Genomic DNA, 23,887 nt, shown 5'->3' with positions numbered 1-23,887 from the left:
GCATGCCAGTAACGCAGGATAGCGGCCGGCGAAATCGCGGGCGGGGCAGCGTCAGGGCTCCGACGCGACGAAGAACCCCCATTCGATCCAGCGGCCACGGCTGCCGTGCGGGCCCAGCCATGAGCGAGTAACCTCCCGGGGGTCGAGCGCGAAGCGCGCCGATACCGCAGCCAGCGCCATCCCCACGCCGGCGCCTGCCTGGAGCTCGGCGAGAAAGGCGTGGTGCGTCTCGCTCAGCAGCACGGTGCGCGTCACATAGTCGGTGCGGACCAGTGCGACATGGCTTGGCGCGGGGGCGGGCAGCGGCGGATCCTCGCCGCGGCGTACGGCGTGGTAATAGCCGGCGACCGGGAAACGATAGGTGCCGAGCGCGAAGGCGGGCTGGAGGCGCAGCGCGGCGTCTGGCGTGTCGGATGCCGCGAAGGGGCGGCCCTCGTTGCCCGGCGCGTCGAACATCACGAACACCGCATATTCGAAGCGCGCCAGGTCGATCATGAAGTCGACCCAGGGCTCGCGCGCCTCGCCGTCGGGCCGGTTCGCCTCCATCCAGCCGGCGAAGCGACGGCCGAGGTCGTAGAGCGTGTGCCGCGCCGGCGGGCAGTCGCGGATATAGTCGGCAACGAAATCGTCGAACAACGCGCGGCCCAGCGCATGGCACAGCGCCGGGAACTGCTCGCGCATGCAGGCCGCGATGCGCAGGAAATAACCGCGCCGATAGACCGCGAGCCCGCCCGCCACGCCGAGCCGGCCGTCGCCGGCGAACAGCGCCGCGGCCGAATCGCGGTCTGGATGGACCAGCGCGTCGTGCATCCGGCGCTGCGCCTCGGCGAGCGCGGTCACGCCGCGTCCTCCAGCACCCCGTCCATCGCGCGCGGGACGAGGAAGCCGATCGGGTTGGAGACGCCCGCATTGCCCGCCTCGCGCGGCTCGGCCGCGAGCGGCGGCGCCTCGCCCGCCATATGGCGCTCGGCCTTGCGCAGCTCGGTGATGCAGTCCCCGAACACGGGGATATGGTCGTCCCATTCGAGCAGGGTCGCGGCACCGCCGGTCCGCGCCCAGGCGAGGCGGAACAGGTCCCACACCTCGGGCCGCACCGGCCGATCGTGCGTGTCGATCAGGTGCGTGCCCAGGTCCTGGTGCCCGGCGAGGTGCATCTGCACGACGCGCTCGCACGGGAAGGCGTCGAGATAGGCGATCGGATCGGCGCCGGCGTTGAAGCAGCTGACATAGACGTTGTTGACGTCGAGCAGCAGGCCGCAGCCCGTCTCCCCGGCCAGCGCGCGGAGGAACGCGGGTTCCTCCATCGTCGACTGGGCGAAGCGCACGTAGCTGCTCGGATTCTCGAGGATCAGCGGGCGCTCGAGGAAATCCTGCACCTGCCGCACGCGCGCGGCGACATGGGCAAGGCTCTCCTCGGTCAGCGGCATCGGCAGCAGGTCGTGCGAGTTGCGCCCCTGCACGCCGGTCCAGCAGAGATGGTCGCTCACCCAGGCGGGACGCACTTCGTCCGCCAGCCGCTTGAGCGAAGCGAGATAGCCCATGTCCAGCGGATCGGTGCTGCCGATCGACAGCGAGACGCCATGGAGCGCGAGCGGGTAGCGCTCGGCGACCGCGCGGATCACCGCACGCGGCCGCCCGCCCGAATCCATGAAATTCTCGGAGATCGCCTCGAACCAGAGGTCGCGCGGCTCGCCCGACAGGATCGCCTCGAAATGCACGCTGCGCAGGCCCAGCCCCAGCCCCAGCCGCGGCAGGCCCGCGAGTGCGTCCTCAGCTGCAGCCACCGGCCCCGCTCATCCCGCTCGATCCGCATGCGGTCATGTTGCCGCGCGCTTCATTGTCGCTCGAGATCCAGAGATAGGTCGGCCCGGTGGCCGCGAAGGCGGCGGGCGCCGCGCCGGGCGAGGTCGGCAGCGGCTGGGTCGCGGGGATCTTGCCCGCCGCCTGCTCGGCCTTGAGCGCCGCCTGGGTCGCGGCCCAATTGGTCTCGAACACCGCGCGGGCGCGCAACCACACGCTCTGGCCCTGGTTGGCGCCGTTGGTGCTGAAGCGCTCGGCGTTGATCGGCGTCGCGCACGAGCCTTGCGAGCGGCAGGCGTTGGCGCCGGGGCTCTCCATCTCCTCGCCGGTGCCGTAGAGCCCGCAGCCGCCCTGCCCCTTGCAGTCGTTCTGGACGTGGCAGGTATGGTCGGTGCCGGTCGAGCAATAGCCCTGGCCGGCGCAGGCATTGGGGCCCTTGCCGCCCGGCGGGCCCGCGGTGCCGAAGCGGTCGGCGCCGGCGCAGGCGTTGAGCCCCATGCAGGCGTGGAGCGGCATGCCCTCGGGCTGCGGACCGATCACGTTGTAGCCCGGAAACACCGGCTCGGCGGCATAGGGATAGGGCGTCGGCACGGGCACGCCCGGCGGCGGGGCGGGCGTCGGCGGCGGGGTGGCGCAGGATGCCATGGTTCGTTCCTCCGGCGGAGACAGGTTGGTGTCAGGCGGTGGCCCAATAGGGGCCGACGTCGGGCAGGTGCATCGGATAGCCGTCGGCGCTGGTCTTCGAGATCGCGACGCCGACGTAATAGATGACGTTCTGGAGCACGCTGACGAGGTCGCCGTCCTTCTCGATCTTCACCGCCTCGGCCGCGAAATTCTGCGGATCGAGCGCCTCCGCCACCTTGTCCTCGGCTTCGTCGGCATCCTCGACCGCGATCAGCGCCTTGGCCGCCTCGATCGCCTTGTTGCCGTAGGCGGTCAGCCCCGCGAACGAGTCCGCGCGCAGCCCGAGCGAGACGTTCTCGAAGGTCGGCCCCATCATCAGCCCGGCATAGGCGCCGCCGGGGACCGGAATCTGCCGGATCGTGCGGATATATTTGTCGAGCACCCAGATCATCGATCGGTGCAGCCCTTCGTTGAAGAACAGCTTCTGGTTCTCGGGCGGCACGAGATAGATCGTCTCGGTCATGATCAGCATGTACTGGAAGCACGCGCTGCAGAAGTTGGCGATGTCCGAATAGAGCGGCGGATATTGGGCCGCGACCGGATTGTCGGGCATGTTCACCAGCACGCCCGCCGACAGCAGCTCGACCTGGGTGACCGCCGGCTGGATCACGTCCGCCGGCGCGGGCGGCTGCGGGGGGCGCTGCTCGGTAGTGCCGGCATAGTCGGCGAACTGCGCCTGGAGCGTGAGGAACTTCACATAGTGCGATTCCTCGTCCTTCGAGGGATCGTCGTCGGGGCCGGGGCCCACGTCGGGCACCGGCACGCCCTCGCCCTGGTCGCAGATCGTATCGATCGCCGTCGCCGCGTCCTGGATCGACTGGACCGCGAGCAGCTGGGTCGCGCCGGCATGGCTGTCGGCATGGTCGGGATAGACCGCCGCGGCGGCCGCGCCCTGCACCGGATCGGCCCAGCCCGGCGTCGGCGCGGGCGGCGCGGGCTTCCACGGGTCGAAGCCGGCGTTCGGATAGACGGTGTCGACGTTGTTCGGCGAATAATTATACGGCTGGATCGCCTTTGCCGCCGCGCCCTGCTGGAAGTCCGCATCGGTGAGGAACTTGGTGCTCAGCAGGCAGCGGATGTACGAATAGAATTGCCCGATCGTATCCCAGTTGGCGTCCTGCGGCGGCGCGTTCCACTGTTCGGGATATTCGATCTGGAGGAAGTGCCAGAGCTGCTCGAAGCCGAGCTTGCCGAGCGGGATCTGCACCGCCGTGCCGCCGTCGGGCCCCACCGGGCCCTTCGGGTTGTGGTAGGGCAGCCCCGTCGGATAGGCGCCCGGCGCCTGCTGGTAGAGCTGCGGCGCCACGCCCATCGCGAACAGCACGTTCGACGACAGCGACATGTGGAGCATCTCCTCCACCGCGACGCTCATGATGATCCCGCCGGCCTTGTTGGCGAAGAGCTGCGCGTCGCTGATCGTCTCGCCGCTCTCGTTGTTCCGGACGAGCGAATAATAGGTGTAGAGGTAGATCGGGATCGTCGCGAGCTCGATCTCGATCGCGGTCTGGAGGTCGGTCTTCAACCGCTGGAGCACCTGCTCGCGCGTCCAGCCGGCGTTGATCGTGTCGACGAACGCCTGTTCGGCGGGCGTGAGCGGCGTGACTGGATCGGGCGTGTCCATGGGCCCCTCCCTGGGTCCGAATGAGGCTGGAACCGGGAAAGCCGAGCGACGCATCCTCCCCGTTACGCCGCCAAGCATATTGGGCGACGGGGCAGCGGCAATGGTGCAAAGCAACCGATTTGCGCGGGATTCCCGCCGGCGCCCGCCACCCGCCCGCTCGGTTCCCGCGCCCCCGTGCTTGGGACAAGGGCTCGGGGCGCGGAACGAGGTACCGCCGGCCTGCTTGGCGCGCCCGCGCCGCACAAAGAGGTTGCGGAGGGATGGTCGCCTGTGGCACTCGCCGAGCGCATCGCAGCAAGACAAAAGACAAAACAATCTGCGGGCGGTTCCGGAAACTGATGCAATATCAGTCTCTTGCGGGTGTAGCTCAATGGCAGAGCAGAAGCTTCCCAAGCTCTGCGCCAGGCTTCTCAAGCATTCTCATAGCTTCTCAAAATGCAAGTAACTTCAAATAGTTACTAGAAAAGCACCTCATCATTCGGCACATTCAGTCTCACTCCTATCCGAAATTTGCTCGTCTCCGAGCGTAAGACGTGGGCGCTCAACCAAGAAGAGCTCGGCGAGCTGATGGGCGTCTCGCCCGACGCGATCCGCCATTACGAGCTTGGCGACCGCATCCCTCCGCTTGCCCGTTCGCTAGCCTTCGAAATTGTGTTCGGCAGACCACTCGCCCAGCTCTTTCCCGAAGCCTTGGCCGAGGCCGCGAGCGTTTTGGTGGATGGAGCACAAAATCTCAGCATCGAGGTTGAGGGCAAGGTAGATCCGGCCTCCGCGCGCAAGAGAACTCTCCTAAGCGCGATGAATGACCGCCTTGGCCGCATCATCTCGCTTCAATGAGCGCGGCCCTACCTCGCTCGCTTACGCTCGCGATCCATCCAAGCCCCAGAGGGTTCGGATGGATCGCGTTCGCCAGCCCCTTCAATCCCCATGATTGGGGCACCGTGTATGTTCGAGGGGCGCAAGCACGAAATCAACGATGCCTGCGGCGCATCGAACGCATCCTTGATCGCCTGAACCCCGAGATGCTTCTGCTCGAGGATTTCGAAACGAGGCGATCGAGCCGTCGGGCGCGCATTCGTGAACTTGGGCGGGCCATTATGGCGCTCGCTTCCACCAAAGGCATCGACGTCGTTGTCATTTCCATCGGAGAGGTTCGGGGTTGCTTTGCGAAGGTGGGCGCTCGCACACGCGATGACATTGCTGAAACGGCCGCCCGCCAGTTCGAATGCTTGCGCCATTTGCTGCCGCGGCGCCGGCGAGCGTGGCACTCAGAGCATCCAAGGATGGCGCTGTTTTGTGCGGTGGCGGTGGCGATGACCCACTACCAACTGAGCGCGGTATCGCTGCTCGCGCTCCTTTGACCTTGGGTTGCCTGCATGCCCGTTTTGGAGCAGCGCATGAACTAAAGCTCCTTGCATTTCGCTCTCTTTTTGTTCTAGCTGCACTCCCGCTGATCCGTGGGGCGATTTAACATCTTGGAGGATGAGCATACAGCACGATTTACGGACACGGGCGGCTGCGCACGCGACTTATGATGCCTGTTACCCGAGCGAAGAATGGAGGCCGGTAGGTTTTGACGAAGCCGAACGGTACAAGACCGTCCATTATCGGCCGTGGGAGTAGCTCAACTCGCGCCCTTCTCGCCGATCCGGCGATCCAGCCAGACCTATTCCTTCCTGTCGTGAGCCCCTTGGTCGCCTGATCCAGGTGCGCTCGCTCGAGAAGACTGACAACCGCAAAGCAAATCTTCCATAGAGCCGGCCTGCAATAGCAAAGCTCTCCCGAATCGATCCCTCTCGACGCTACCGACCAGTGGCTTCCGCCTTCAAGCCCATCCTCGCCAATCGCAATAACTCCGGCAGTGCATTGCGCATCGCAGCGATTAGCTTTGCGTTGTCTTCAAATCGATCGTCCGCTGGAACCACGTAGGGAGGAGATTGGATAAGGCAGGCGGCTACCACATCCTCCCCCGGCCAATCACCAGCGCGCATACTTTCACTCAAACCGGTGTCCGGAGTCAGGGCAACCGCTAACGCCCCCATGCAAACATCATCATCAAGCTGCCTAACGTACCAAGGGCTCGACGAGGCGGATTTTTCTAAAAGACATAACAAATCAATATCATCTAGAGTCATAATACGTTCCTAGTTAGGATAATATACTTCCGTATATTGCGGAACCTTTCTTGCCAAGGTTTTGCGATCCGATGTAAGCGTCTTCAAGCCAATGCCCGCCCCCGCTGCAACAATTTGTGCGTCTTTATACTTCAATCCATCGACTGCCATTAATTTTGTAACAAAGAATATGTCACCAAAATTTATCAAAGTTGCATTGCCGGTTGCAAGAAAAGCGGCGAGCCTAGCGTGAGCATCCATGGTAGAAATTCCATTTCTTTCGCTCCCCTTCAAATATTCTTCAGCTGCCCAAGGAGATATCGCGGCCACCCTACCCCTAAGCGCGACTGTTGCGTTCATACCCGCAGGTGAAGTAGGGCGATCTAAGATATTCATTAGAACGTTGGCGTCGACATTCACCTTTGGTCGTGGATCTCGATTGTCCAGCAATAATTCAATTCCGAGCAGGGCCGCCAACTGCGCCGCAGTCCGGGCCGCCATTTGCGCGCAGGCGGCGTTCGCGCCGCAGGCGCGCGTTGCCTGTACAACAATGTTGGCAGCTTGTTTCCCTGTCGGATCGCGCAAATTAACGGGATCGTTTTTAGCATAAGCATAGAGATTGATTTGATCGTGGTAGCCGATGGGATCGGCCTGGAGGAACCGTCCAAGCGTGGGCGAGTAGATGCGGGCCTTGTAGTAATACATGCCCAGCTCGGGGATCCACGCCTGGCCGGTGTACTGGAACCGACCCATGTTGACGTTCTGCAGCACACCCGACACCAAGGCGCTCTGCGGGATGCCGAACTCGTCATAGGCGTTGGTCTGGATCAGCGCGCCCGAGGCGTCGGCGACCGATACGATCGAGCCCTGGTGGTCGCTCTGCAGCGAGCGGCGCGTCGCGTAGAGCGAGCCCTCGTACCAGATCAGCGGGTCGTCATCCCCGGCGCCATGAACATAACGCCGCAGGATCGTGCCCGAGGCGTTATACTCCGCGACCAGCTCGTCGCCGTCGTACAGGAACCGCGTGACGCCACCGCTCCCCGTCGACGTCTCGTAGAGCCTCCCCGCGGGGTCGTACGCCAGCGCCGCCGACTGCGCCCCCGTGTACGCCGCCGGACACCCGCTTCCCGCCGCCGCATAGGCACCCACCAGCCGGTTCTCGACGTCGTAGCGATAGGCCCGCGACCCGTCCGACGTCAGGTTGCCGTTGTCGTCGTAGCAGAAGCTCGCCGGGCCCGCGGTGCCGTACTGGTTGAGCCCGTTGACCCCATAGTCCCGCTCCACCGCAACGTTCGCCGTGAATGCGTAGATCCCGTTGTCCCGCGTCCGCTGCACGATCTGGCTCGCGGGATTGTAGCCGAACGTGCTGGTCACGTCCGACGCCGTGCCGCTCAGGTTACTGCCCAGGCTCGCCAGCCGCGAGACGCCGTCATAGCCGTAGCTCGTAGCCACACCCCCGCGCGTGTCGCCCGCGCGCCGGCCGTGGCTGTCGTAGCTCATCCCCGCGATCTGGAGCGAGCCGTTCTCCCGAACCGCCTTCAGCCGGTCGAGCCCGTCATACTCATAGGTGAAATACGCCCCGTCCGGATGCGTCACCTGCGTGCGGTTGCCGTCGGCATCCCATTGATAGGCCAGCGTCCGGGTGACACCGCCCTGGTTGGTGGTCGAGGACGCGAGGCGTCCGAACCCGTCGTAGACGTTGGTCAGCCCCTCGCCCGACGCCGAGCCGAACCGGGCATAGAGCTGGAGGTTGCGCAGGTCGTAGCCGTAATAGACGTCCTGCGCGGTGCCGCCGGGGATGTCCTTCAGCGTCATCCGGTTGAGCGCGTCGTAGCTGTAGCCGATCACCTGCCCGTCGCGCTTGCGCAACGTCACCCGGTTGCCGTTGGCGTCGTAGCCATAGTCCTCGAAGTCGGTCAGCGAGACCGCGCCGATCGCGGTCTTCGAGGGGAAGTTCCAGCGGGTCTGCCGGTCCTGCCCGTCGTAGCTCATCGCCGCGACGTTGCCGTTCGCGTCGATCAGCGCGATCCGCTTCCCGTTGGGGCTGTAGACATAAGTCGCGTCGTCGACCTGGGTAGCAGTGCCATAGCCCTTGGTGACCTTGAGGACCTGGCCGGCCGCATCATAGGTCAGCCTGGTGATGCGATCCGGACCGGCGGTCCCCGCCGTGCCGAGCGTGCAGGCACTGGTCGGCAGCGAGCCATAGACGGCGGGGTTCATCCGGACCGCAGTGCACTCAAGCCGGCTCACCGCGTCATAGCTGTACTGGGTCAGGGCGAAGGGCACGAGCGCGTTGCTCGCGTCGAGCCCGTACACCGTCTCGCTGAGCTTGCGGTCGCCCGCATCGTAGCTCGTCTCGACCTTCTCGAAGACCGTGAAGCCGGTCCAACTCGCCGGCGCGACCGACTCGGACTGCCAGGCCGCCAGCTCGCCCGTCTCGACCCGGATCAGCCGGCCGCGCGAGTCATAGCTGTTGCGCACCGCGGCGAAGTGGATCGGACCCGTATCGTCGGGATCGGGCGCGATCGTGCCGGTCACCTGGCGGTTGGCGTCGTATCGCGTCGCGCTGGTGAATGCCGAGGGCGATGCCTGGGCCAAGGCCGCGACGGGCGCCAGCATGGCGGCGGATGCGGCAATCCACGCCGCTATGGTGCGAAGCCCGGCCATCACGGGCACACCGTCAGGCCGGCGCGGGGCGCGGTCTCGCTGATCTTGTTGCCGAGCGCGTCATAGCCGTAGCAGCTGCGCAGGTTCGTCCCGTCGGCCGTAACCACCGTGCCGCGGAGCAGCAGGTTGTTGGGCCCTGAGTCCGGCCCATAGTCATAGCTGGTGACCACGAGGTCCGAGGCGCCGGCCGCGCAGGTGCCGGCGGCCAGGTTGAGCGCGCTGGTCCGGCAGCTGCGGACTTCGCTCAGCAGCCACTGCGCTGCGCTCGACTGGCTGTAGCCGCCGCTCGAATTGCGCACCCAGGCGTAGCGCTGGACATAGCCATATTTCTTTGCGGGCGCGACGCCGTTCACAGTGGGCCCGACTTCGGTCAGCACGCCGCCGTGGTTGGCGTCGTAGGTGTAGGTGGTGGTGTTGCCGTTCGCGTCGGTGACGGTGAGCGGCTGCTGGCAGACCTTCAGCGTGTCGCAGGGCAGCGGATAGGTCGCATTCTCCTCGAGGATCGGCGCGCTCGAGCCCGGTTTCGGAATGCGGCGCACCTTGGTGCGGCGCGTCCCCGAATAGGTGTATTCGGTCTTGATCCCTTCGGGGTCGGTCCAGGACTGGACCAGGCCGATCGAGAGGCAGGTGAAGGGCTCGTACTCGGGAAACGAAACCGTCGGGTCGCAATAGTCGAAGGTCGTGGTACGGCCCAACGGATCCGTCACAGTCGCGGGCCCGGGCGTGATCTGGTAGGATACGTTGTACTTGTATCCGGACGACCCGCCGCAATCATAGCATTGCACTTCGCTCAGGATATCGCGCCCGATCATCGTGGCGATGAACCCCGATCGCTGCGTCGTGGCATTCATGTCGATCTCATAGCCGCCGGACGCGCTCGGCGACGCCACCAGCACCAGCTCGAAGCCGGGGTGAGTGAGATAATAGGAGAGAATCTGTCCCGTCCCCGGGCTCGGAGCTTCGGCGTTGAGCGAATAGGGAACTTCGGGGAAGTCGAACTTCACCGACGTCGTGCGGCCGGCGTTGTCCTGGTAGGTGCCGCCCGCGATCGTATAATCCGGCGCGTCGATCGGCTTGCCGAACGAGGTCGGGCTATAGTCGAACTGATAGGTCCAGCTTCGCCCGTCCGCGAACTCCTGCTTCCAGGTCACATCCTCGTCGACGAGGAAGCCGTTGGGCTGCGGCGCGGTCCAGTTGACCAGCCATGGCGTGGTCTCGTCCGGCCGGGTATAGCTGATCTTCTGATAGGTCTTGGCGCCGATCGTGCCCGCCGCATAGGCGAAGCTCCAGGTCTTGCCGCCCGCATCCTGTGCGCTCGCGAGCTTGGGCTGGCCACCGTAGCTCGTATAGCCGTAGCTGGTCGTCGAGAGCGCCGACGACGAGCAGTGGCTATCGCTCGGGGCTGCCGAGGCGGCGAGATTGTAGAGGCAGGCCTTGGTGACGAGGTTCCAGTTCGCATTCTCATAGTCGAACAGGATCAGATAGCCGCGGCTGCTCGTGACGCTCTTCAACCGCGCGCGGTTGCCGGTGGTCCGCGTCTCATATTGCAGTGTGTATTTGGTGCCATCGGGGGAGGTGATCTCCGAGGCATAGGCGCATCGAACGACGTCGGAGCAGTCCGCCGCGCCGCTCAGGCCGAACGGCCGGAAGACGACGATCGTGCCATCGGAGGCCGTATAGGTATAGACTTCGTTTCCGGCGCCGCGCGTGCCGGTGTTGGTCAGCCGCGCGGTCTTCGTGCGCGAGGCCTGCAGCATATCGGCCGTGGGCGAGACCGCGTTGAACGTCTCGGTCCTGCCGTCCACCGAGATGAAGACTTCGAACTTCGATTCGCCGGTGCTGACCAGCGAGCCCGATATGAGATTGCGGCGCCGTTCTGTGAGGGTGATGTCCCAATTGTGCGTCTGGCTGGCGAAGGGCGGCACATGGCCGGGGATGCCGTTCACTTCGAGCCGCTTGAGCCCGATCCCGGCCGAGCCTTCGCCGCCGCCGGCCGAGAGGTCTGTCTCGCGGTAGACATAGTGCCCCGAGCGCATGTCCACCCCGCCGGGCGAGATCGTATATTGCTCGGGCGGTGGTGCCGTCACGTAGCGCGCCTGCATCTGCGCGCTCGCGCCACTTGCGCAGAACGACAACACGATCGCGATCGGCGCGAGGAGCGTGCGCAGGGATTGGAGGCGGCTTCTACCGGCAGCGAGAACCATGCGGACTTCCCTGACTGGAGGATTGGCGTTGATCGCGGTGTCGCGCGGCTATTCGCAGACAAGGGTCGCACCGACCCAGTGGCAGCCGCCGCCGTCGCCTGGATCGTCGGGCGGTGGGGTCGGCGTGGGTGTCGGGGTTGGCGTCGGGGACGGGGTTGGCGTCGGCAGTGGGCTGGGCGACGGTACCGGCGCGAGCGGCAGGCACGCCGCCACCACGCCCGAGGGACTGTCCTTGTAACGCAGCCGGTTCCCCGCCCGGTCGTAGCAGATCGACTTGGTCTCGCCCGCGTTGACCGTCCCGGTCGTCTGGGTGGTCACCAGCCGGCCGAGCGAGTCATAGACGTAGACCACCGTCTCGTCCGCGCGCGCCGCAGCCGCCCCGATGAGCGCGACGACCGCCGTCGACGCGAAAAGCGTTGTGTGAACCCTGCGCATAGCCCCCCGGCCAGTGACCCTATCGACGCCCGCGTCGCATCCCAGATGGGCAGGACGAAATTCATTCGAATCTCGAACGACCTGGACACCATACCCACGTCGATGCGGGCTTCAAGCCGAGCGATGGCGGATATTTAAATCCGTTTCGGAAATACGATTTCGTGCAGATGTGAGTTGGTGGCGCGCTATCCGGCCGACTCTGGTCGCTCCGACCAAGTCCCGCTATCGGGTGTAAATGACCGTCTTTTCTGCCTCCCTTGCCGATCCGGCCGGCTCAAGCGCCATCGCCGCGGCGGCGGAGTGGCTGCAGGGAACGCTGCTTGGCACCTTGGCCACCACGATCGCGATCGTCTGCCTGGCTTCTGTCGGCCTCATGCTGTTGACGGGTCGCATTCCCCTCCGGCACGGCGCGTCGATCGTCGCCGGCTGCTTTCTCATTTTCGGTGCGACGACGATCGCCGCAGGTATTCGCGCTCTTTCGCAAGGCGAATCGATGGCCGCGAAACCGCTGCCTCAGGAAGCTTCGTTCCGCCCCGCAGCCCCTACTGCGCCCTATGATCCGTACGCAGGCGCTTCCCTCGGTTCTAACTAGCTAATGGGCTCGGGCGAAAGCGCTCTCGCGATAAGTGCGCGACTGAACGGCTTACGCCGCGCCCCATATGCAGAACGCGCACGAACCCTCTTGCCCTCAGGCTCCGGGCGGATATGAGGGAGGTGACGTTTCGGAGCCTAATCAGAGACTAGCGCGGATGCGGGGGTATCTAAGGCTTTGAGATTGCGGGTGTAGCTCAATGGCAGAGCAGAAGCTTCCCAAGCTTACGACGAGGGTTCGATTCCCTTCACCCGCTCCAGCCCTATCTTCCTCCAACGACCCGACCGCGCGCCGATCCCCGGATGCTCGACGCCGCGCCCGGCTTTCTTGACCCCATAATTAGTCCGACTATTATTCGAGCGGAAGTCGGGGTCGCGCTACACCATCGGGTGGCTTGCGGCACGCGAATACGAGGCCGATATGCCCGGCCATGGCGACGCGCATCCTCCTCAAGACGACGATCCCGGCCACCGAGGACGATTGGCACATCGGTCGCTTCTCGCTGCTCGCCGCGCACCTGGCGGCGCAGGCAGACGCGACGGGCACGCCGCTCTACGCGGTGACCCCGCGCGACCGCGACGAAGACGCACAAGGCAACGATCGCGACCTTGCGGCGCTGGGCGGCTGGGACCAGCTCTGGCTGTTCGCGGTCGACGACACCGGCGCGCTCACCGAGGACGACTGCGCCGCGATCGATGCTTTCCGTGCGGCGGGCGGCGGGGTGATGCTGTCGCGCGACCATATGAACCTCGGCGCCTGCCTGACACGGCTCGGTCCGATCGGCGAGCTCCAGCATTTCCAGAAGGTCAATCCCGAGGCCGATGTCGCGCGCCAGTGCATCGACGACGTCGAAACGGCATACATCACCTGGCCCAACTATCATTCGGGCGCGAACGGCGACTTCCAGCAGATCGAGGCGGCCGACCATCCGGTGATGCGTCGCGCCGACGGCACGCCGATCCGCACCCTCCCCTCGCATCCGCACGAAGGCACGGTGGGCGTGCCGGAGGCGCTCGCGGGCTTCGGCCAGGTGGTGGCGCAGGGGCGCAGCCAGGTGACGGGCCGGCCGTTCAACCTCGTCGTCGCGGTCGACGAGCCCGGCAAGGGCCGCGTGGTGGCCGAGGGCTCGTTCCACCATCTGTGCGACTATAACTGGAACCCCGCCATGGGCTGCCCGAGCTTCGTGTCGGAGGCGCCGGGGCGGGCGATCCTGGACGACGCCGAAGCGGCGGGCGATGCGCGGGAATATGCCGCGGCCGTGGCGCGGTGGCTGGCGGGCGCGCACCAGGATCCGGCCCCCTAGGCCCGGGACGTTCCGCGGCAAGATCCGGCCGGCTTCGACCGGCTCGATCCGCGGGTTGCAAAATTGGAGTTGCGGTACGAGGCTCCTCGCCGCTCTTTCACATTGTCGATCCCGCCTCAGCGTCCGTCCCAGGACATGCGCACGCGTTTATCCCGAGCGGCGTTTTTCCACATGAACGGTGTCAACCGTGTAAACTGCATTACCTCGGCAATACACCAATGGCCTGGCGGTCGCGTTGACGCTGCCTCTCGAAGCGTCACTTCGCCACCGCCCCGCCCTTCATCACGTGCGCGACATGCTCGAGCAGCCTGATGTCCTTGAGCGGATCCCCGTCCACCGCGACCAAATCCGCGTATCGGCCCGGCGCCACCGCGCCCACGTCGCGGTCCCAGCGCAGCAGCTCGGCCGCGACCGACGTCGCCGCCTGGATCGCCTGCATCGGCGTCATCCCATAGCGCACCATGTACGCGAACTGCCGCGCGTTCAGCCCGTGCGGATAGACCCCGGCATCGGTGCCATAGGCGATCTTCACTCCGGCCTTCACCGCGGCGCGGAAGCCCTCGCGCTGCGCCTCGGTAGTCTCGAGGTTCTTGCGGAGATACTCCGCCGGCCAGCCCGCGCGGCGGCCCTCCTCGTCGATCCAGTCGCCGTCGTAGATGTCCATCACCAGCCACACGCCCCTGGCCTTGGCCATGGCGATCCCCTCGGCGTCGATCAGCGAGGCATGCTCGATCGAGCGCACCCCCGCGCGCATCGCCGCCTTGATCCCCTCGGCGCCATGCGCATGCGCGGTCGCGTAGCTGCCGTTCGCCGCGGCTTCCTCCACCGCCGCGCGCATCTCGGCTTCGCTCAGCTCGAGCCGCCCGGGCTCGCTGCCCACCGCGAGCACCGCCCCCGTCGCGATCAGCTTGATCGTGTCGACATGGTGCTGGAACAGCCAGCGCACCTTCTCGCGCGCTTCCCCGGGGTTGCGGATAACGCCATATTGCATGTCGAAGGGGATCTTCACGTCGGGCGCGAAGCCGGTCACGTCGCCGCCGCCGCCCGGCACGGTGATATAGGCGCCGACGACGTTCATCCGCGGCCCCGGCACCCAGCCGGCGTTGATCGCGTCCCTCAGGGCGACATCGGTGAGCCCACGATAGCAGCCGACGTCGTGCACCGTGGTGAACCCCGCCATCAGCGTCTCCCGCGCGTGCCTGGCGCCGACGAACGCGGCTTCCTGCGGCGAATGCTGGAGCAGTTCGCCCGGCCCGCCCTCGGGAAAGTCGGCGAGATGGGTGTGCGCGTCGATGAGGCCAGGGAGCACGGTCTTGTCCGACCAGTCGGTGACCGGCCCGTCCCTGGGCGCGCCCTTCCACGGGCTCACCGCGGCGATCCGGTCGCCCTCGATACGGATCAGCTGGTCGGCAAGCACCTTGCCCTGCAGCACGTCGACGAGCTTGCCGGCATGGACGTAGCGCACCGCCGGCGCTTCCGCCGCGCGCGGCGCCTGCGCGACCGCGGCGGGCTTCGCCGCCAGCCCCAGCAACACCGCAGCAACCCCAGCCGCCAACAACCGCATCATCGCCCGTCCCCCATTGATTACGCCGGTAGCCCGGTTAGTTTTACGCCCGTTCAACAAGGAGACAACCATGGCCCGGCGCCTGTTCGCAGCTTTCCTCGCCACCGCCTGCCTGACGCTGCCCGCAGCCGCACAAGCCCAGACGCCCGCACCGGGCCCCAACCCCCAGGCCGAGGCGCAGGCGCTCGACCTGCTCAAGCACGGCATCGCCTTCAAGACGGTCGAGGGGCCCGCCAACCAGACCTTCGACTATGCGACCTACCTCAAGTCCGAGCTCGTCGCCGGCGGCTTCGCCGAGGAGGACGTGACCGTGACCAAGCTGGGCGACACCGCCTATCTGGTTGCGCGATACCGCGGCACCGGCAAGGCCAAAGGCGGCGCGAAGCCGCTCTACCTCTCGGGCCACATGGACGTGGTCGCCGCCAACCCCAAGGACTGGGAGCGCGATCCCTTCACCCCGGTGATCGAGAACGGCTATATCTTCGGCCGCGGCGCGACCGACATGAAATACGACCTGTCGACGATGATCGCGACGCTGATCCAGCTCAAGCGCGAGGGCTTCAAGCCGGGCCGCGACATCCTCCTCCTCGCGTCGGGCGACGAGGAGACCGACATGAAGACCACCGCCGCGCTCGCCGAGCAGTATCATGACGGCGAGCTGCTGCTGAACATCGACGGCGGCGGCGGCGCGATGGGCGAGGACGGCAAGCCGCTCGGCTTCGGGATCGACGGCGCCGAGAAGACCTATGCCGATTTCGAGCTGACCTACACCAATGCCGGCGGCCATTCGAGCGCGCCGCGCCCGGTGAACGCGATCTACCAGCTGTCGGCGGCGCTGACCAAGATCGGCGATTATAAATTCCCAGGCCAGGTCAACGAGATCACCCGGGCGAGCCTCGCCGCTTCGGCCGAAGGCGCGCCGCCCGAGATCGCCGAGGCGATTCGGCGCTTCCTCGCCGACCAGACCGATCCGCAGGCGCTGTCGGTGCTGCGCGCCGCGCCGGGCTTCGTCGGCCAGATCGGCACGACCTGCGTCGCGACGATGGTCGATGCCGGCCACGCCCGCAACGCGCTTCCCCAGCGCGCGACGGCGAACGTCAACTGCCGGATCTTCCCGGGCACGCCGGTCAAGGACGTGCAGGCGACGCTCGCGCAGGTGGTCGGCGATCCCGAGATGAAGATCGTCGAGGTCGACACCGGCTCGATCGCCAGCCCGGCGTCGCCGCTGCGCCCCGATCTGATGGCGCTGGTCACCAAGGCGATCCACGCGCGCTATCCGGGGATTCCGGTGGTGCCGTCGATGGCGTCGGGCGCGAGCGATTCGATGCACTTCCGCGCGCGCGGCGTGCCGAGCTATGGCGTGAGCCCGATCTTCATGAAGGGCAGCGACAGCTTCTCGCACGGGCTGAACGAGCGCACGCCGCTCAGCGAGATCTCGCCGTCGATCGTCTACTACAAGACGTTGCTGACCACGCTGGCGAAGTGACGCGCTAGCGGATCGTGGCTTCCACCCAGGCCCCGGCGATGGCGCTCGCCTCGTCGGGGCTGAACTCCCCGGGCGCGAGGCACAGCTCGAGCCACAGCCCGTCGACCAGAGCGGTCAGCGCCACCGCGGCCAGCCGCACCTTCGCCGCCGCCACGCCGCACTCGGCGAGCAGCGCCTCCGCGCCGCGCCGGTATCCGGCATAGAGCTCGGCATGGAGCTCGCCCATCTCGGGCCGCGCCTTGGCGAGGCTCCAGAAGGCGATCCAGGTCGCGAGCAGCTCGGCATCGGCGATCGGCGGGCGGAAGCTCGCGGTGATATAGGCGACGAGGCGTGCTCGCGGATCGGCGCCCGCTTCTGCCACCGCTGCCTCCAGCGCGCGGTTCACGCGCTCGCCGGTCCAGCGATAGGTGTCGGCGATCAGCGCATCGATCCCGTCGAAATAGTGCCGCAGCAGCCCCGGCGACACACCCGCCTCGGCACAGATCGTCCGCACCGACGCCCCCGAGCTCCCTCGCGCCGCGAGCACGCGCGCCGCTGCCTCGATCAGGCTCTGCCGCCGCGCATCGGGTTCCGCTCGCGTGAAGTTACGCCCCATCACCCCGCTATCTACCACGCGATCGGCTTGCGCAAAGCCCGGCTTTGTTGTACACTCGTACAACAGTAGCAGAAGGGTCCGGGCCATGGCGCACAGCTTTGCCGATGCGAACGTCGATCCGGACGATGATTTCAGCCTGCCCGGCTGGCTCTACACCGATCCCGAATATTACGAAGTCGAGGTCGCGCGCGTGATCCGCCCCTCGTGGCAGATCGTCTGCCACGAGAGCGACATCCCCGGCGCGGGCGACTATCACACGCTCGACTATATCGGTGAAAGCGTGATCGCGATCCGCGGCACCGACGGCCAGATCCGCGCCTTCACCAACGTCTGCCGCCACCGCGCGATGCGGCTGGTCGAAGGGCCGGTCGGCTGTGCGAAGAAGCTCGTCTGCCCCTATCACGCCTGGACCTATGAGGCCGATGGACGTCTCTCGGGCGTGCCGATGAAGTCCGACTATCCCGCGCTGGACACTTCGAAGCACGGCCTCGCGCCGGTCGACGTGGAGATCTGGCGCGGCTTCGTCTTCGTCCGCCTGGAGGACGCGGGTGGCCCTTCGGTCGCAGCCATGATGGCACCCTATGAGGCGGAGATCGATCCGTACCGATTCAACGAGATGCGGACGATCTCCCCCGTGCGGCTGCGCCCGCGCGCAGTGAACTGGAAGAATGTCGGCGACAATTATTCCGACGGGCTCCACATCCCGGTCGCGCACCCTGGGCTCACCCGGCTGTTCGGCAAGAGCTATGCGATCGAGGCGCAGCCCTGGGTCGACAAGATGTCGGGCTATCTGAGCGACCGCCCCGGCAACCTCTGGGAGGATTTCTACCGCCGGAACCTCCCCCATGCGCCGCACCTGCCGGAGGAAAACCAGAAGCTCTGGCTCTACTACAAGCTCTGGCCCAACCAGGCGTTCGACATCTATTCGGACCAGATCGACTTCATGCAGTGGCTGCCGCTCTCGCCGACGACCTGCGTGCTGCGCGAGATGGCCTTCGCGCTGCCCGATGACAGGCGTGAGATGAAACTGGTCCGCTACGCAAACTGGCGGATCAACCGCATGGTCAATGCCGAGGACACCTGGTTGATCACCAACGTCCAGAAGGGCATGGCGTCGCAGAGCTATGCGGTCGGCCCGCTGGGCCGCAGCGAAGTGTGCCTGAGGAGCTTCGCCCGCAAGATCCGCGAGGCGATCCCCGAGGCGCGGCAGCATGTGCCCCCGCCCGCGGGCTGGTCGCGGCGGCCCCGGGTTGTGGACTGAAGGCCTTATTCAGGCTATATGTGGTCCACATTCAGCCCGGAGATTCTCATGCGCTATTCCACTCAGATCAAGCCGATCAGCGACATCAAGGCGAACGCGGCGGGCATCCTCGACGAGATCGCCGAGACGCGGAACCCCGTGATCATCACGCAGAACGGTCGCGCCAAGGCCGTGCTGATGGATGTCAAATCCTATGAGGAGACGCAGGAGACACTGGCGCTGCTGCAATTGCTCGCGCTGGGTCAGCAGGATGTCGCTGCGGGGCGGACGCGGCCATTCCGCGAAGTGCTCGCCGAGATGAAGCAGAAACTGAACGAGGCCGAATGACCGAGCAGCGCTACACGATCCAGATCACCGCGCTCGCGGAGGCAGACCTCCAGGGCATCCGGGATTATCTGGTCGAGCATGATGCGCGCGAGGCCGCGAACAAGCTGATCGATGCCCTGATGGAACGCGCCGCTTCGCTCGAAACCTTCCCGCTTCGTGGAAGCATTCCCGCGGAAGCCGAGGCGGGCGGGCGGTTGAACGTGCGGCAACTCGTCCTCCCGCCTTACCGCCTGATCTACACCGTCGCCGGCACCATGGTAACCGTCCAGCTGATTGCCGACGGCCGCCGCGACTTGCGTGCGCTGCTTCAACAACGCTTGCTCATGCCCCGCGCGGAGGACCAATGACCCAGAAATACGACGCCCTGATCCTCGGCGGGGGCCATAACGGCCTCGTCTGCGCCTTCTACCTCGCGCGCGCCGGCATGAAGGTCCGCGTGCTCGAGCGGCGCGGCATCGTCGGCGGCGCGGCGGTGACCGAGGAATTCCACCCCGGCTTCCGCAACTCGACCGCGAGCTACACGGTCAGCCTGCTCCGCCCCAAGGTGATCAAGGACATGCGCCTCCACGAGCGCGGCTGGCGGATCATCGAGCGGACGATCAGCAACTTCTTTCCGCACGAGGGCGGCTATCTCAAGCTCGGCGGCGGCATGGCGCGCACCCAGGCCGAGTTCGCGCGCTTCAGCCAGAAGGACGCCGAGACCTTCCCGAAGTACGAGGAAGCGCTCGAGCGCGTCGCCGAAGTCCTCCGCGACATGGCGCTGCGCACCCCGCCCAACGCCGGCGGCGGGCTGCGCGCGCTCCTCGCCGCCGCCTCGCAGGGCCGGCGCCTCGCGGGGATGGACATCGAGGCGCAGCGCGACGTGATGGACCTGTTCGTCAAGTCCGCGCGCAGCTTCCTCGAGGGCTGGTACGAGAACCCCTATATCCAGGCCGCCTTCGGCTTCGACGCGGTGGTCGGCAACTATGCCAGCCCCGACACGCCGGGCTCGGCATACGTCCTGCTCCACCACGTCTTCGGCGAAGTGAACGGCAAGAAGGGCATGTGGGGCCACAGCGTCGGCGGGATGGGCGCGATCACCCAATATATGGCCGAGGCCGCGCGCGAGGCCGGCGTCGAGATCAGCTTGGAGAGCCCGGTCGCCAAGGTGCTGGTCGACGGCGGCAAGGTCGCGGGCGTGCGGCTCGAGAGCGGCGAGGAGATCGCGGCGGACATCGTCGCCGCCAATGTCGGCCCCGCGCTGCTCTACCGCCAGCTGATCGACCGCAGCGACCTTGCCCCCGAGTTCGCGCGGCGGATGGACGGCTACAAGGCCGGATCGGGCACCTTCCGGATGAACGTCGCGCTCTCCGAACTGCCCGATTTCACCGTGCTCCCCGGTACCGAGAAGGCCGAGCACCACACCGCCGGCATCATCATCTCGCCGACGCTCGACTATATGGACAAGGCCTTCGTCGACGCGAAGGCCAAGGGCTGGTCCGACGAGCCGATCGTCGAGATGAAGCTCCCCACCAGCGTCGACGACACCCTCGCGCCGCCGGGGATGCACATCGCCTCGCTCTTCTGCCAGCAATTCGCCCCCACCCTGCCCGACGGGCGCAGCTGGGACGACGAGCGCGAAAAGGCCGCCGACGTGATCATCGACACGGTGACGAAGCACGCGCCCAATTTCCGCAAGTCGATCCTCGGCGTGCAGATCCATTCGCCGCTCGACCTCGAGCGCAAGTTCGGGCTGATCGGCGGCGACATCATGCACGGCCATATGACGCTCGACCAGCTCTGGTCGGCGCGGCCGATGCTCGGCCACGGCGACTATCGCGGCCCGATCAAGGGGCTCTACATGTGCGGATCGGGTACGCACCCCGGTGGCGGCGTCACCGGCGCGCCGGGGCACAATGCCGCGCACGAGATCCTAAGGGATCGCAGCTTCCTGGGCGGACTGTTCCGCCGGGCGTCGTAGCTCGAACAGGTACAGCGGCACGGCGGTGAGCATCAGCGCCACGCTGAGCCCCGCCGCCTGCCAGCCCGCGCCGTAGAAGGCGAAGAGCGAGAAGGCGAGTCCGACCAGCGCGGCGGGCACCGCGGTGCGCCGCATCAGCGCCGCCGCGCAGATCGCGATGTACAGCCACAGCGAACTGCAGGTCGTCAGCAGCGCCGCGAACTGGAAGATCCCGCCCAGGTTCGGGCTCGACGTGGTAAGGATCAGCACGCTCGCCAGCCCCGACGACAGCAGCAGCACGCGCATGGGCACGTCGCGCGACGAGACTCGGGCGAACCAGCGCGGGAGCAGGCCCGCGCGCGCCATGCCGAGCGGCACCTCGCCCTGGATCAGCACCCAGCCGTTGAGCGCGCCGATCGCCGCGATCGCCGCAAACGCCGCGATCGCGTCCGACGCCGCGCCGCCCCAGAAGGTGCGGACGAACAACGCGAAGGGCGCCGGCGATTCGGCCACCGCCGTCGTCGGCAGCAGCAGCACGATCGCCGAGCAGACGAGAATATAGAGCAGCCCGGTCACCGCCGTTCCCGCCATCGAGGCGCGCAGCACGGTCCGGCCCGGCTCCTGCACGCGCTCGGCCGCGATCGCCGCTGCTTCGAAGCCGACCAGCGGGAATAGCGTCAGTGTCACTGCCGCCGCCAGCCCACCGAACAGCGTGGCCGACGGGGGCACCGCGGGAAGCTGCGCGCCGCCCCTCGCGCCAAGCCAGGCGGCGATCGCCACCACAGCGATAAGCGGCACGATCTTGAGGATGGTGGTCACAACCTGGAACTGCCCCGCCCGCCGCGCGCCGGCGAGGTTGAGCAGCGTCAGCAGCCACAGCAGCGCGACCGACGTCAGCGCGCCGGTGAGCGGTTTGGCGTTTAGCGCGGGCACCAGCGCGGCGAGATAGCTCGCCGCGGCGATCGCGATCGCCGCATTCGCGCACCACACCGAAATCCAATAGCTCCAGCCGATCAGCACGCCCGGCAGCTCGCCCAGCGCCGCGCCCGCGATCGCCACCGCGCCGCTCGCCCCCGGCATTTCCTGCGCGAGCCGCCCGAGCGTATAGGCGATGGCGAGCGCGCCGACCACGCTCACCACCCAGGCGACGCTTCCCGTCCAGCCGAACGGCGCAAGCGCGGCCGGCATCATGAAGATGCCCGATCCGATCATCCCGCCCACGACCAGCGCGGTGGCGGTCCAGAATCCGAACGGCCGCTTGTCTGTCGTCATGGCTGCTCCCCCTCAAGGGCGGAGTGAACCACGAATCCAGAAGATGCGATAGCCCGGCCGGCAGGTCCCCCGGATCAACAGTTACCGCCGCCCTCCGGGCACCGGTCCGTAATGGTGGACTCGGGCGAGAATCCCATGAAGAGCGCAAAGAGCAGAGCCATGGTGTCCATGATGAATCCCCAAATCATTCAGGAAGATCAGCAGGGTCGAGGTAATTCCGGATAAAATCAAGATCGTTCGATTGAGCCTCGAACAACGGCGCTTCATCATTCGCCCGGCTTCAGCCAAATCCCGGCCGTCATCCCGGCGAAAGCCGGGACCCAGGGCCAAGCAGGACATCGCTCGCTGCCCTGGGTCCCGGCTTTCGCCGGGATGACGATTCCAATCGAGATCGTTTCGCTCTAGCACGTCGACGATGCAATCCGCCGCCCTCCCCGCGTCCTATCACCCGCGCCTGATGGAAGCCGCGCTCGCGCTCTACGACAACCGGCTCCACGACGCCGAGCCCTTGCTCAAGCAGCACCTCAAGGCCGACCCGTTCGACGTCGCCGCGATCCGCATGCTCGCCGAGCTCGCCGGGCGGATCGGCCGCTACAAGGATGCCGAGAACCTGCTCCGCCGCGCAATCGAGCTTTCGCCCGGCTTCACCGCGGCGCGCGCCAACCTCGCGCTCGTGCTCTATCGCCTCAACCGCCCGTCCGAAGCGCTCGACGAGCTCGACCGCGTGCTCGGCGAGGACCCCGACAATGTCGGCCACGCCAACCTCAAGGCCGCCGCGCTCGGCCGGATCGGCGGCTTCGACGAGGCGATCGCGCTCTACGAGGCGGTACTCGAGTCCGCGCCCGACCAGCCGCGCGTCTGGATGAGCTTCGGCCATATGCTCAAGACCGTCGGCCGCCTCGCCGAGGGCGTCGCGGCCTATCGCCGAGCGATCGCGCTGGCCCCCGCGCTCGGCGAGGCGTGGTGGAGCCTCGCCAACCTCAAGACCGTGAAGTTCGACGATGCCGACCTCGCCGCGATGGAGGCCGGCCTCGCCCGCGCCGACCTTTCCGACGAAGATCGTTTCCACCTCGACTTTGCGCTCGGCAAGGCGCTGGAGGACCGCCGCCAGGCCGAAGCCGCCTTCCGCCACTATGATGCCGGCAATCGCCTCCGCCGCACCAGGGTCCGCTACGAGCCCGACGAGACCCAGGCCTTCGTCGACCGCTCGATCGCCACCTTCACGCGCGACTTCCTCGACGCGCGCGCCGGCCAGGGCTGCCCCGCGCCCGACCCGATCTTCATCCTCGGCATGCCGCGCGCGGGCTCGACGCTGATCGAGCAGATCCTGTCGAGCCACAGCCAGGTCGAAGGCACCACCGAGCTCGCCGAAGCGCCGATGCTCGCGCGGCGAATCGAGGACTATCCCGCGGGCGCCGCGGCGCTTCCGCCCGGCGAGCTGCGCGCGATGGGCGAGGAGTATCTCCGCCGCGCCGCGGTCCAGCGCCAGACCGACCGGCCCTATTTCATCGACAAGCTGCCCAATAATTGGGCGCACCTCCCGCTGATCCACCTGATCCTGCCGCGCGCGAAGATCATCGATGCGCGCCGCCATCCGCTCGGCTGCTGCTTCTCCAACTTCAAGCAGCATTTCGCCCGCGGCCAGGGGTTCAGCTATGCCCTCGACGACATGGGCCGCTACTACCGCGACTATGTGCGACTGATGGCGCATGTCGACGCGGTGCGTCCGGGGCTGGTCCACCGCGTCTTCTACGAGGCGATGGTCGAGGATACCGAGGCGGAGGTCCGCGCGCTGCTCGCCGCGATGGGGCTGGCCTTCGAGCCCGCCTGCCTCGAGTTCCACAAGACCGAGCGCGCGGTGCGCACGCCCTCTTCCGAGCAGGTCCGCCAGCCGATCTTCCGCGAAGGCACCGAAGCGTGGCAACCTTTCGAGCCCTGGCTCGACCCACTCAAGGTCGCGCTTGGCGATGTGCTCAGCAACTATCCCTCAGTGCCTGATTTCTGAGCATTTTCCGGGGATCGT

General features: G+C 66.7%; 21 protein-coding genes and 1 tRNA gene. 11 read left to right on the top strand and 11 right to left on the bottom strand.

Annotated features, from left to right (window positions below; translation table 11 throughout):
- Positions 1 to 51 precede the first annotated feature (51 nt).
- The 4 genes from J7495_RS00885 to J7495_RS00870 are packed head-to-tail and all read right to left on the bottom strand — an operon-like array spanning position 52 to position 4,105.
- Entirely contained in the window at positions 52 to 840 is a 789-nt protein-coding gene (locus J7495_RS00885; RefSeq protein WP_294054177.1) for a DNA-binding domain-containing protein, read from the bottom strand.
- Positions 837 to 1,784 (bottom strand): DUF692 domain-containing protein, encoded by a 948-nt coding sequence (locus tag J7495_RS00880; protein WP_294054176.1) that lies wholly within the window; start codon positions 1,782 to 1,784, stop codon positions 837 to 839. Before J7495_RS00880 ends, J7495_RS00885 begins: the two co-directional genes overlap by 4 nt.
- The gene (locus tag J7495_RS00875) at positions 1,771 to 2,445 is read right to left on the bottom strand and encodes a hypothetical protein (protein ID WP_294054175.1); all 675 of its coding nucleotides are present in this window, start codon (positions 2,443 to 2,445) and stop codon (positions 1,771 to 1,773) included. The genes J7495_RS00880 and J7495_RS00875 overlap by 14 nt, the downstream gene beginning before the upstream one ends.
- 31 nt (positions 2,446 to 2,476) lie before the next feature.
- Complete coding sequence (locus tag J7495_RS00870; RefSeq protein ID WP_294054174.1) at positions 2,477 to 4,105, bottom strand: ferritin-like domain-containing protein; 1,629 nt, start codon at positions 4,103 to 4,105, stop codon at positions 2,477 to 2,479.
- Positions 4,106 to 4,615: 510 nt separating this feature from the next.
- On the opposite strand from J7495_RS00870, the gene J7495_RS00865 reads away from it, so the two are divergent.
- A complete protein-coding gene (locus J7495_RS00865; protein ID WP_294054173.1) occupies positions 4,616 to 4,942 on the top strand; it encodes a helix-turn-helix transcriptional regulator in 327 nt (108 codons plus the stop codon).
- Positions 4,939 to 5,466, top strand: coding sequence for a hypothetical protein (locus J7495_RS00860; RefSeq protein ID WP_294054172.1), 528 nt, complete (start codon positions 4,939 to 4,941; stop codon positions 5,464 to 5,466). The genes J7495_RS00865 and J7495_RS00860 overlap by 4 nt, the downstream gene beginning before the upstream one ends.
- Positions 5,467 to 5,907: 441 nt before the next feature.
- On the opposite strand, the gene J7495_RS00855 is transcribed toward J7495_RS00860, so the two are convergent.
- The 4 genes from J7495_RS00855 to J7495_RS00840 are packed head-to-tail and all read right to left on the bottom strand — an operon-like array spanning position 5,908 to position 11,525.
- Positions 5,908 to 6,240 carry a hypothetical protein gene (locus J7495_RS00855; RefSeq protein WP_294054171.1) on the bottom strand — a complete coding sequence of 111 codons (333 nt, stop codon included), beginning with the start codon at positions 6,238 to 6,240 and terminating at the stop codon, positions 5,908 to 5,910.
- A gap of 9 nt (positions 6,241 to 6,249) precedes the next feature.
- A complete protein-coding gene (locus J7495_RS00850) occupies positions 6,250 to 8,838 on the bottom strand; it encodes an RHS repeat-associated core domain-containing protein (RefSeq protein WP_294054170.1) in 2,589 nt (862 codons plus the stop codon).
- A gap of 47 nt (positions 8,839 to 8,885) precedes the next feature.
- Positions 8,886 to 11,090: a hypothetical protein gene (locus J7495_RS00845; protein WP_294054169.1), complete on the bottom strand. Its 2,205-nt coding sequence runs from the start codon at positions 11,088 to 11,090 to the stop codon at positions 8,886 to 8,888.
- A 48-nt stretch (positions 11,091 to 11,138) separates the two neighbouring features.
- Positions 11,139 to 11,525, bottom strand: a complete 387-nt coding sequence (locus J7495_RS00840; RefSeq protein ID WP_294054168.1) for a hypothetical protein — start codon at positions 11,523 to 11,525, stop codon at positions 11,139 to 11,141.
- Positions 11,526 to 11,760: 235 nt separating this feature from the next.
- Between J7495_RS00840 and J7495_RS00835 the strand changes: the two genes are divergently transcribed.
- From J7495_RS00835 to J7495_RS00825, 3 genes are all read left to right on the top strand, one after another.
- Positions 11,761 to 12,117 carry a TrbC/VirB2 family protein gene (locus J7495_RS00835; RefSeq protein WP_294054167.1) on the top strand — a complete coding sequence of 119 codons (357 nt, stop codon included), beginning with the start codon at positions 11,761 to 11,763 and terminating at the stop codon, positions 12,115 to 12,117.
- Between the two features lie 185 nt (positions 12,118 to 12,302).
- A tRNA-Gly gene (locus tag J7495_RS00830) sits at positions 12,303 to 12,376 on the top strand.
- Positions 12,377 to 12,547: 171 nt separating this feature from the next.
- Positions 12,548 to 13,420 (top strand): hypothetical protein, encoded by an 873-nt coding sequence (locus J7495_RS00825; RefSeq protein ID WP_294054166.1) that lies wholly within the window; start codon positions 12,548 to 12,550, stop codon positions 13,418 to 13,420.
- 256 nt (positions 13,421 to 13,676) lie between these two features.
- On the opposite strand, the gene J7495_RS00820 is transcribed toward J7495_RS00825, so the two are convergent.
- On the bottom strand, positions 13,677 to 14,984 hold the full coding sequence (locus J7495_RS00820; RefSeq protein WP_294054500.1) for an amidohydrolase family protein: 1,308 nt from the start codon (positions 14,982 to 14,984) through the stop codon (positions 13,677 to 13,679).
- A 70-nt stretch (positions 14,985 to 15,054) separates the two neighbouring features.
- Here J7495_RS00820 and J7495_RS00815 point away from each other — a divergent pair, with 70 nt between their 5' ends.
- Positions 15,055 to 16,470 carry a M20/M25/M40 family metallo-hydrolase gene (locus J7495_RS00815; protein WP_294054165.1) on the top strand — a complete coding sequence of 472 codons (1,416 nt, stop codon included), beginning with the start codon at positions 15,055 to 15,057 and terminating at the stop codon, positions 16,468 to 16,470.
- Positions 16,471 to 16,474: 4 nt separating this feature from the next.
- Here J7495_RS00815 and J7495_RS00810 read toward each other — a convergent pair whose 3' ends face one another.
- Entirely contained in the window at positions 16,475 to 17,065 is a 591-nt protein-coding gene (locus J7495_RS00810) for a TetR family transcriptional regulator C-terminal domain-containing protein (protein WP_294054164.1), read from the bottom strand.
- 85 nt (positions 17,066 to 17,150) lie between these two features.
- On the opposite strand from J7495_RS00810, the gene J7495_RS00805 reads away from it, so the two are divergent.
- From J7495_RS00805 to J7495_RS00790, 4 genes are read left to right on the top strand one after another with little or no spacing between them, the layout of a single operon-like run.
- Complete coding sequence (locus tag J7495_RS00805; protein WP_294054163.1) at positions 17,151 to 18,326, top strand: aromatic ring-hydroxylating dioxygenase subunit alpha; 1,176 nt, start codon at positions 17,151 to 17,153, stop codon at positions 18,324 to 18,326.
- A gap of 48 nt (positions 18,327 to 18,374) precedes the next feature.
- Complete coding sequence (locus J7495_RS00800) at positions 18,375 to 18,653, top strand: type II toxin-antitoxin system Phd/YefM family antitoxin (RefSeq protein WP_294054162.1); 279 nt, start codon at positions 18,375 to 18,377, stop codon at positions 18,651 to 18,653.
- Positions 18,650 to 19,000, top strand: coding sequence for a type II toxin-antitoxin system RelE/ParE family toxin (locus J7495_RS00795; protein WP_294054161.1), 351 nt, complete (start codon positions 18,650 to 18,652; stop codon positions 18,998 to 19,000). The genes J7495_RS00800 and J7495_RS00795 overlap by 4 nt, the downstream gene beginning before the upstream one ends.
- On the top strand, positions 18,997 to 20,613 hold the full coding sequence (locus J7495_RS00790) for an NAD(P)/FAD-dependent oxidoreductase (RefSeq protein ID WP_294054160.1): 1,617 nt from the start codon (positions 18,997 to 18,999) through the stop codon (positions 20,611 to 20,613). Before J7495_RS00795 ends, J7495_RS00790 begins: the two co-directional genes overlap by 4 nt.
- On the opposite strand, the gene J7495_RS00785 is transcribed toward J7495_RS00790, so the two are convergent.
- Positions 20,566 to 21,864 carry an amino acid permease gene (locus J7495_RS00785; protein ID WP_294054159.1) on the bottom strand — a complete coding sequence of 433 codons (1,299 nt, stop codon included), beginning with the start codon at positions 21,862 to 21,864 and terminating at the stop codon, positions 20,566 to 20,568. The two genes, J7495_RS00790 and J7495_RS00785, sit on opposite strands and share 48 nt — an antisense overlap.
- 415 nt (positions 21,865 to 22,279) lie before the next feature.
- Here J7495_RS00785 and J7495_RS00780 point away from each other — a divergent pair, with 415 nt between their 5' ends.
- Positions 22,280 to 23,869: a sulfotransferase gene (locus J7495_RS00780; RefSeq protein ID WP_294054158.1), complete on the top strand. Its 1,590-nt coding sequence runs from the start codon at positions 22,280 to 22,282 to the stop codon at positions 23,867 to 23,869.
- Positions 23,870 to 23,887: the final 18 nt, after the last annotated feature.

The sequence above is a fragment of the Sphingomonas sp. genome (assembly GCF_017745215.1).
Taxonomy (GTDB): domain Bacteria; phylum Pseudomonadota; class Alphaproteobacteria; order Sphingomonadales; family Sphingomonadaceae; genus Sphingomonas.
Note: the sequence above shows the minus strand (reverse complement) of the source record. Positions and strands in the feature narration are given on the sequence as shown.

What these genes read in the sequence shown, in the direction of transcription:
- J7495_RS00870 (WP_294054174.1), bottom strand. Translation starts at nt 4,105, where the DNA reads ATGGACACGCCCGATCCAGTCACGCCGCTCACGCCCGCCGAACAGGCG.
- J7495_RS00800 (WP_294054162.1), top strand. Translation starts at nt 18,375, where the DNA reads ATGCGCTATTCCACTCAGATCAAGCCGATCAGCGACATCAAGGCGAAC.
- J7495_RS00780 (WP_294054158.1), top strand. Translation starts at nt 22,280, where the DNA reads ATGCAATCCGCCGCCCTCCCCGCGTCCTATCACCCGCGCCTGATGGAA.
- J7495_RS00855 (WP_294054171.1), bottom strand. Translation starts at nt 6,240, where the DNA reads ATGACTCTAGATGATATTGATTTGTTATGTCTTTTAGAAAAATCCGCC.
- J7495_RS00815 (WP_294054165.1), top strand. Translation starts at nt 15,055, where the DNA reads ATGGCCCGGCGCCTGTTCGCAGCTTTCCTCGCCACCGCCTGCCTGACG.
- J7495_RS00790 (WP_294054160.1), top strand. Translation starts at nt 18,997, where the DNA reads ATGACCCAGAAATACGACGCCCTGATCCTCGGCGGGGGCCATAACGGC.
- J7495_RS00845 (WP_294054169.1), bottom strand. Translation starts at nt 11,090, where the DNA reads ATGGTTCTCGCTGCCGGTAGAAGCCGCCTCCAATCCCTGCGCACGCTC.
- J7495_RS00835 (WP_294054167.1), top strand. Translation starts at nt 11,761, where the DNA reads ATGACCGTCTTTTCTGCCTCCCTTGCCGATCCGGCCGGCTCAAGCGCC.
- J7495_RS00875 (WP_294054175.1), bottom strand. Translation starts at nt 2,445, where the DNA reads ATGGCATCCTGCGCCACCCCGCCGCCGACGCCCGCCCCGCCGCCGGGC.
- J7495_RS00810 (WP_294054164.1), bottom strand. Translation starts at nt 17,065, where the DNA reads ATGGGGCGTAACTTCACGCGAGCGGAACCCGATGCGCGGCGGCAGAGC.
- J7495_RS00850 (WP_294054170.1), bottom strand. Translation starts at nt 8,838, where the DNA reads ATGCTGGCGCCCGTCGCGGCCTTGGCCCAGGCATCGCCCTCGGCATTC.
- J7495_RS00825 (WP_294054166.1), top strand. Translation starts at nt 12,548, where the DNA reads ATGGCGACGCGCATCCTCCTCAAGACGACGATCCCGGCCACCGAGGAC.
- J7495_RS00795 (WP_294054161.1), top strand. Translation starts at nt 18,650, where the DNA reads ATGACCGAGCAGCGCTACACGATCCAGATCACCGCGCTCGCGGAGGCA.
- J7495_RS00820 (WP_294054500.1), bottom strand. Translation starts at nt 14,984, where the DNA reads ATGCGGTTGTTGGCGGCTGGGGTTGCTGCGGTGTTGCTGGGGCTGGCG.
- J7495_RS00805 (WP_294054163.1), top strand. Translation starts at nt 17,151, where the DNA reads ATGGCGCACAGCTTTGCCGATGCGAACGTCGATCCGGACGATGATTTC.
- J7495_RS00860 (WP_294054172.1), top strand. Translation starts at nt 4,939, where the DNA reads ATGAGCGCGGCCCTACCTCGCTCGCTTACGCTCGCGATCCATCCAAGC.
- J7495_RS00840 (WP_294054168.1), bottom strand. Translation starts at nt 11,525, where the DNA reads ATGCGCAGGGTTCACACAACGCTTTTCGCGTCGACGGCGGTCGTCGCG.
- J7495_RS00785 (WP_294054159.1), bottom strand. Translation starts at nt 21,864, where the DNA reads ATGACGACAGACAAGCGGCCGTTCGGATTCTGGACCGCCACCGCGCTG.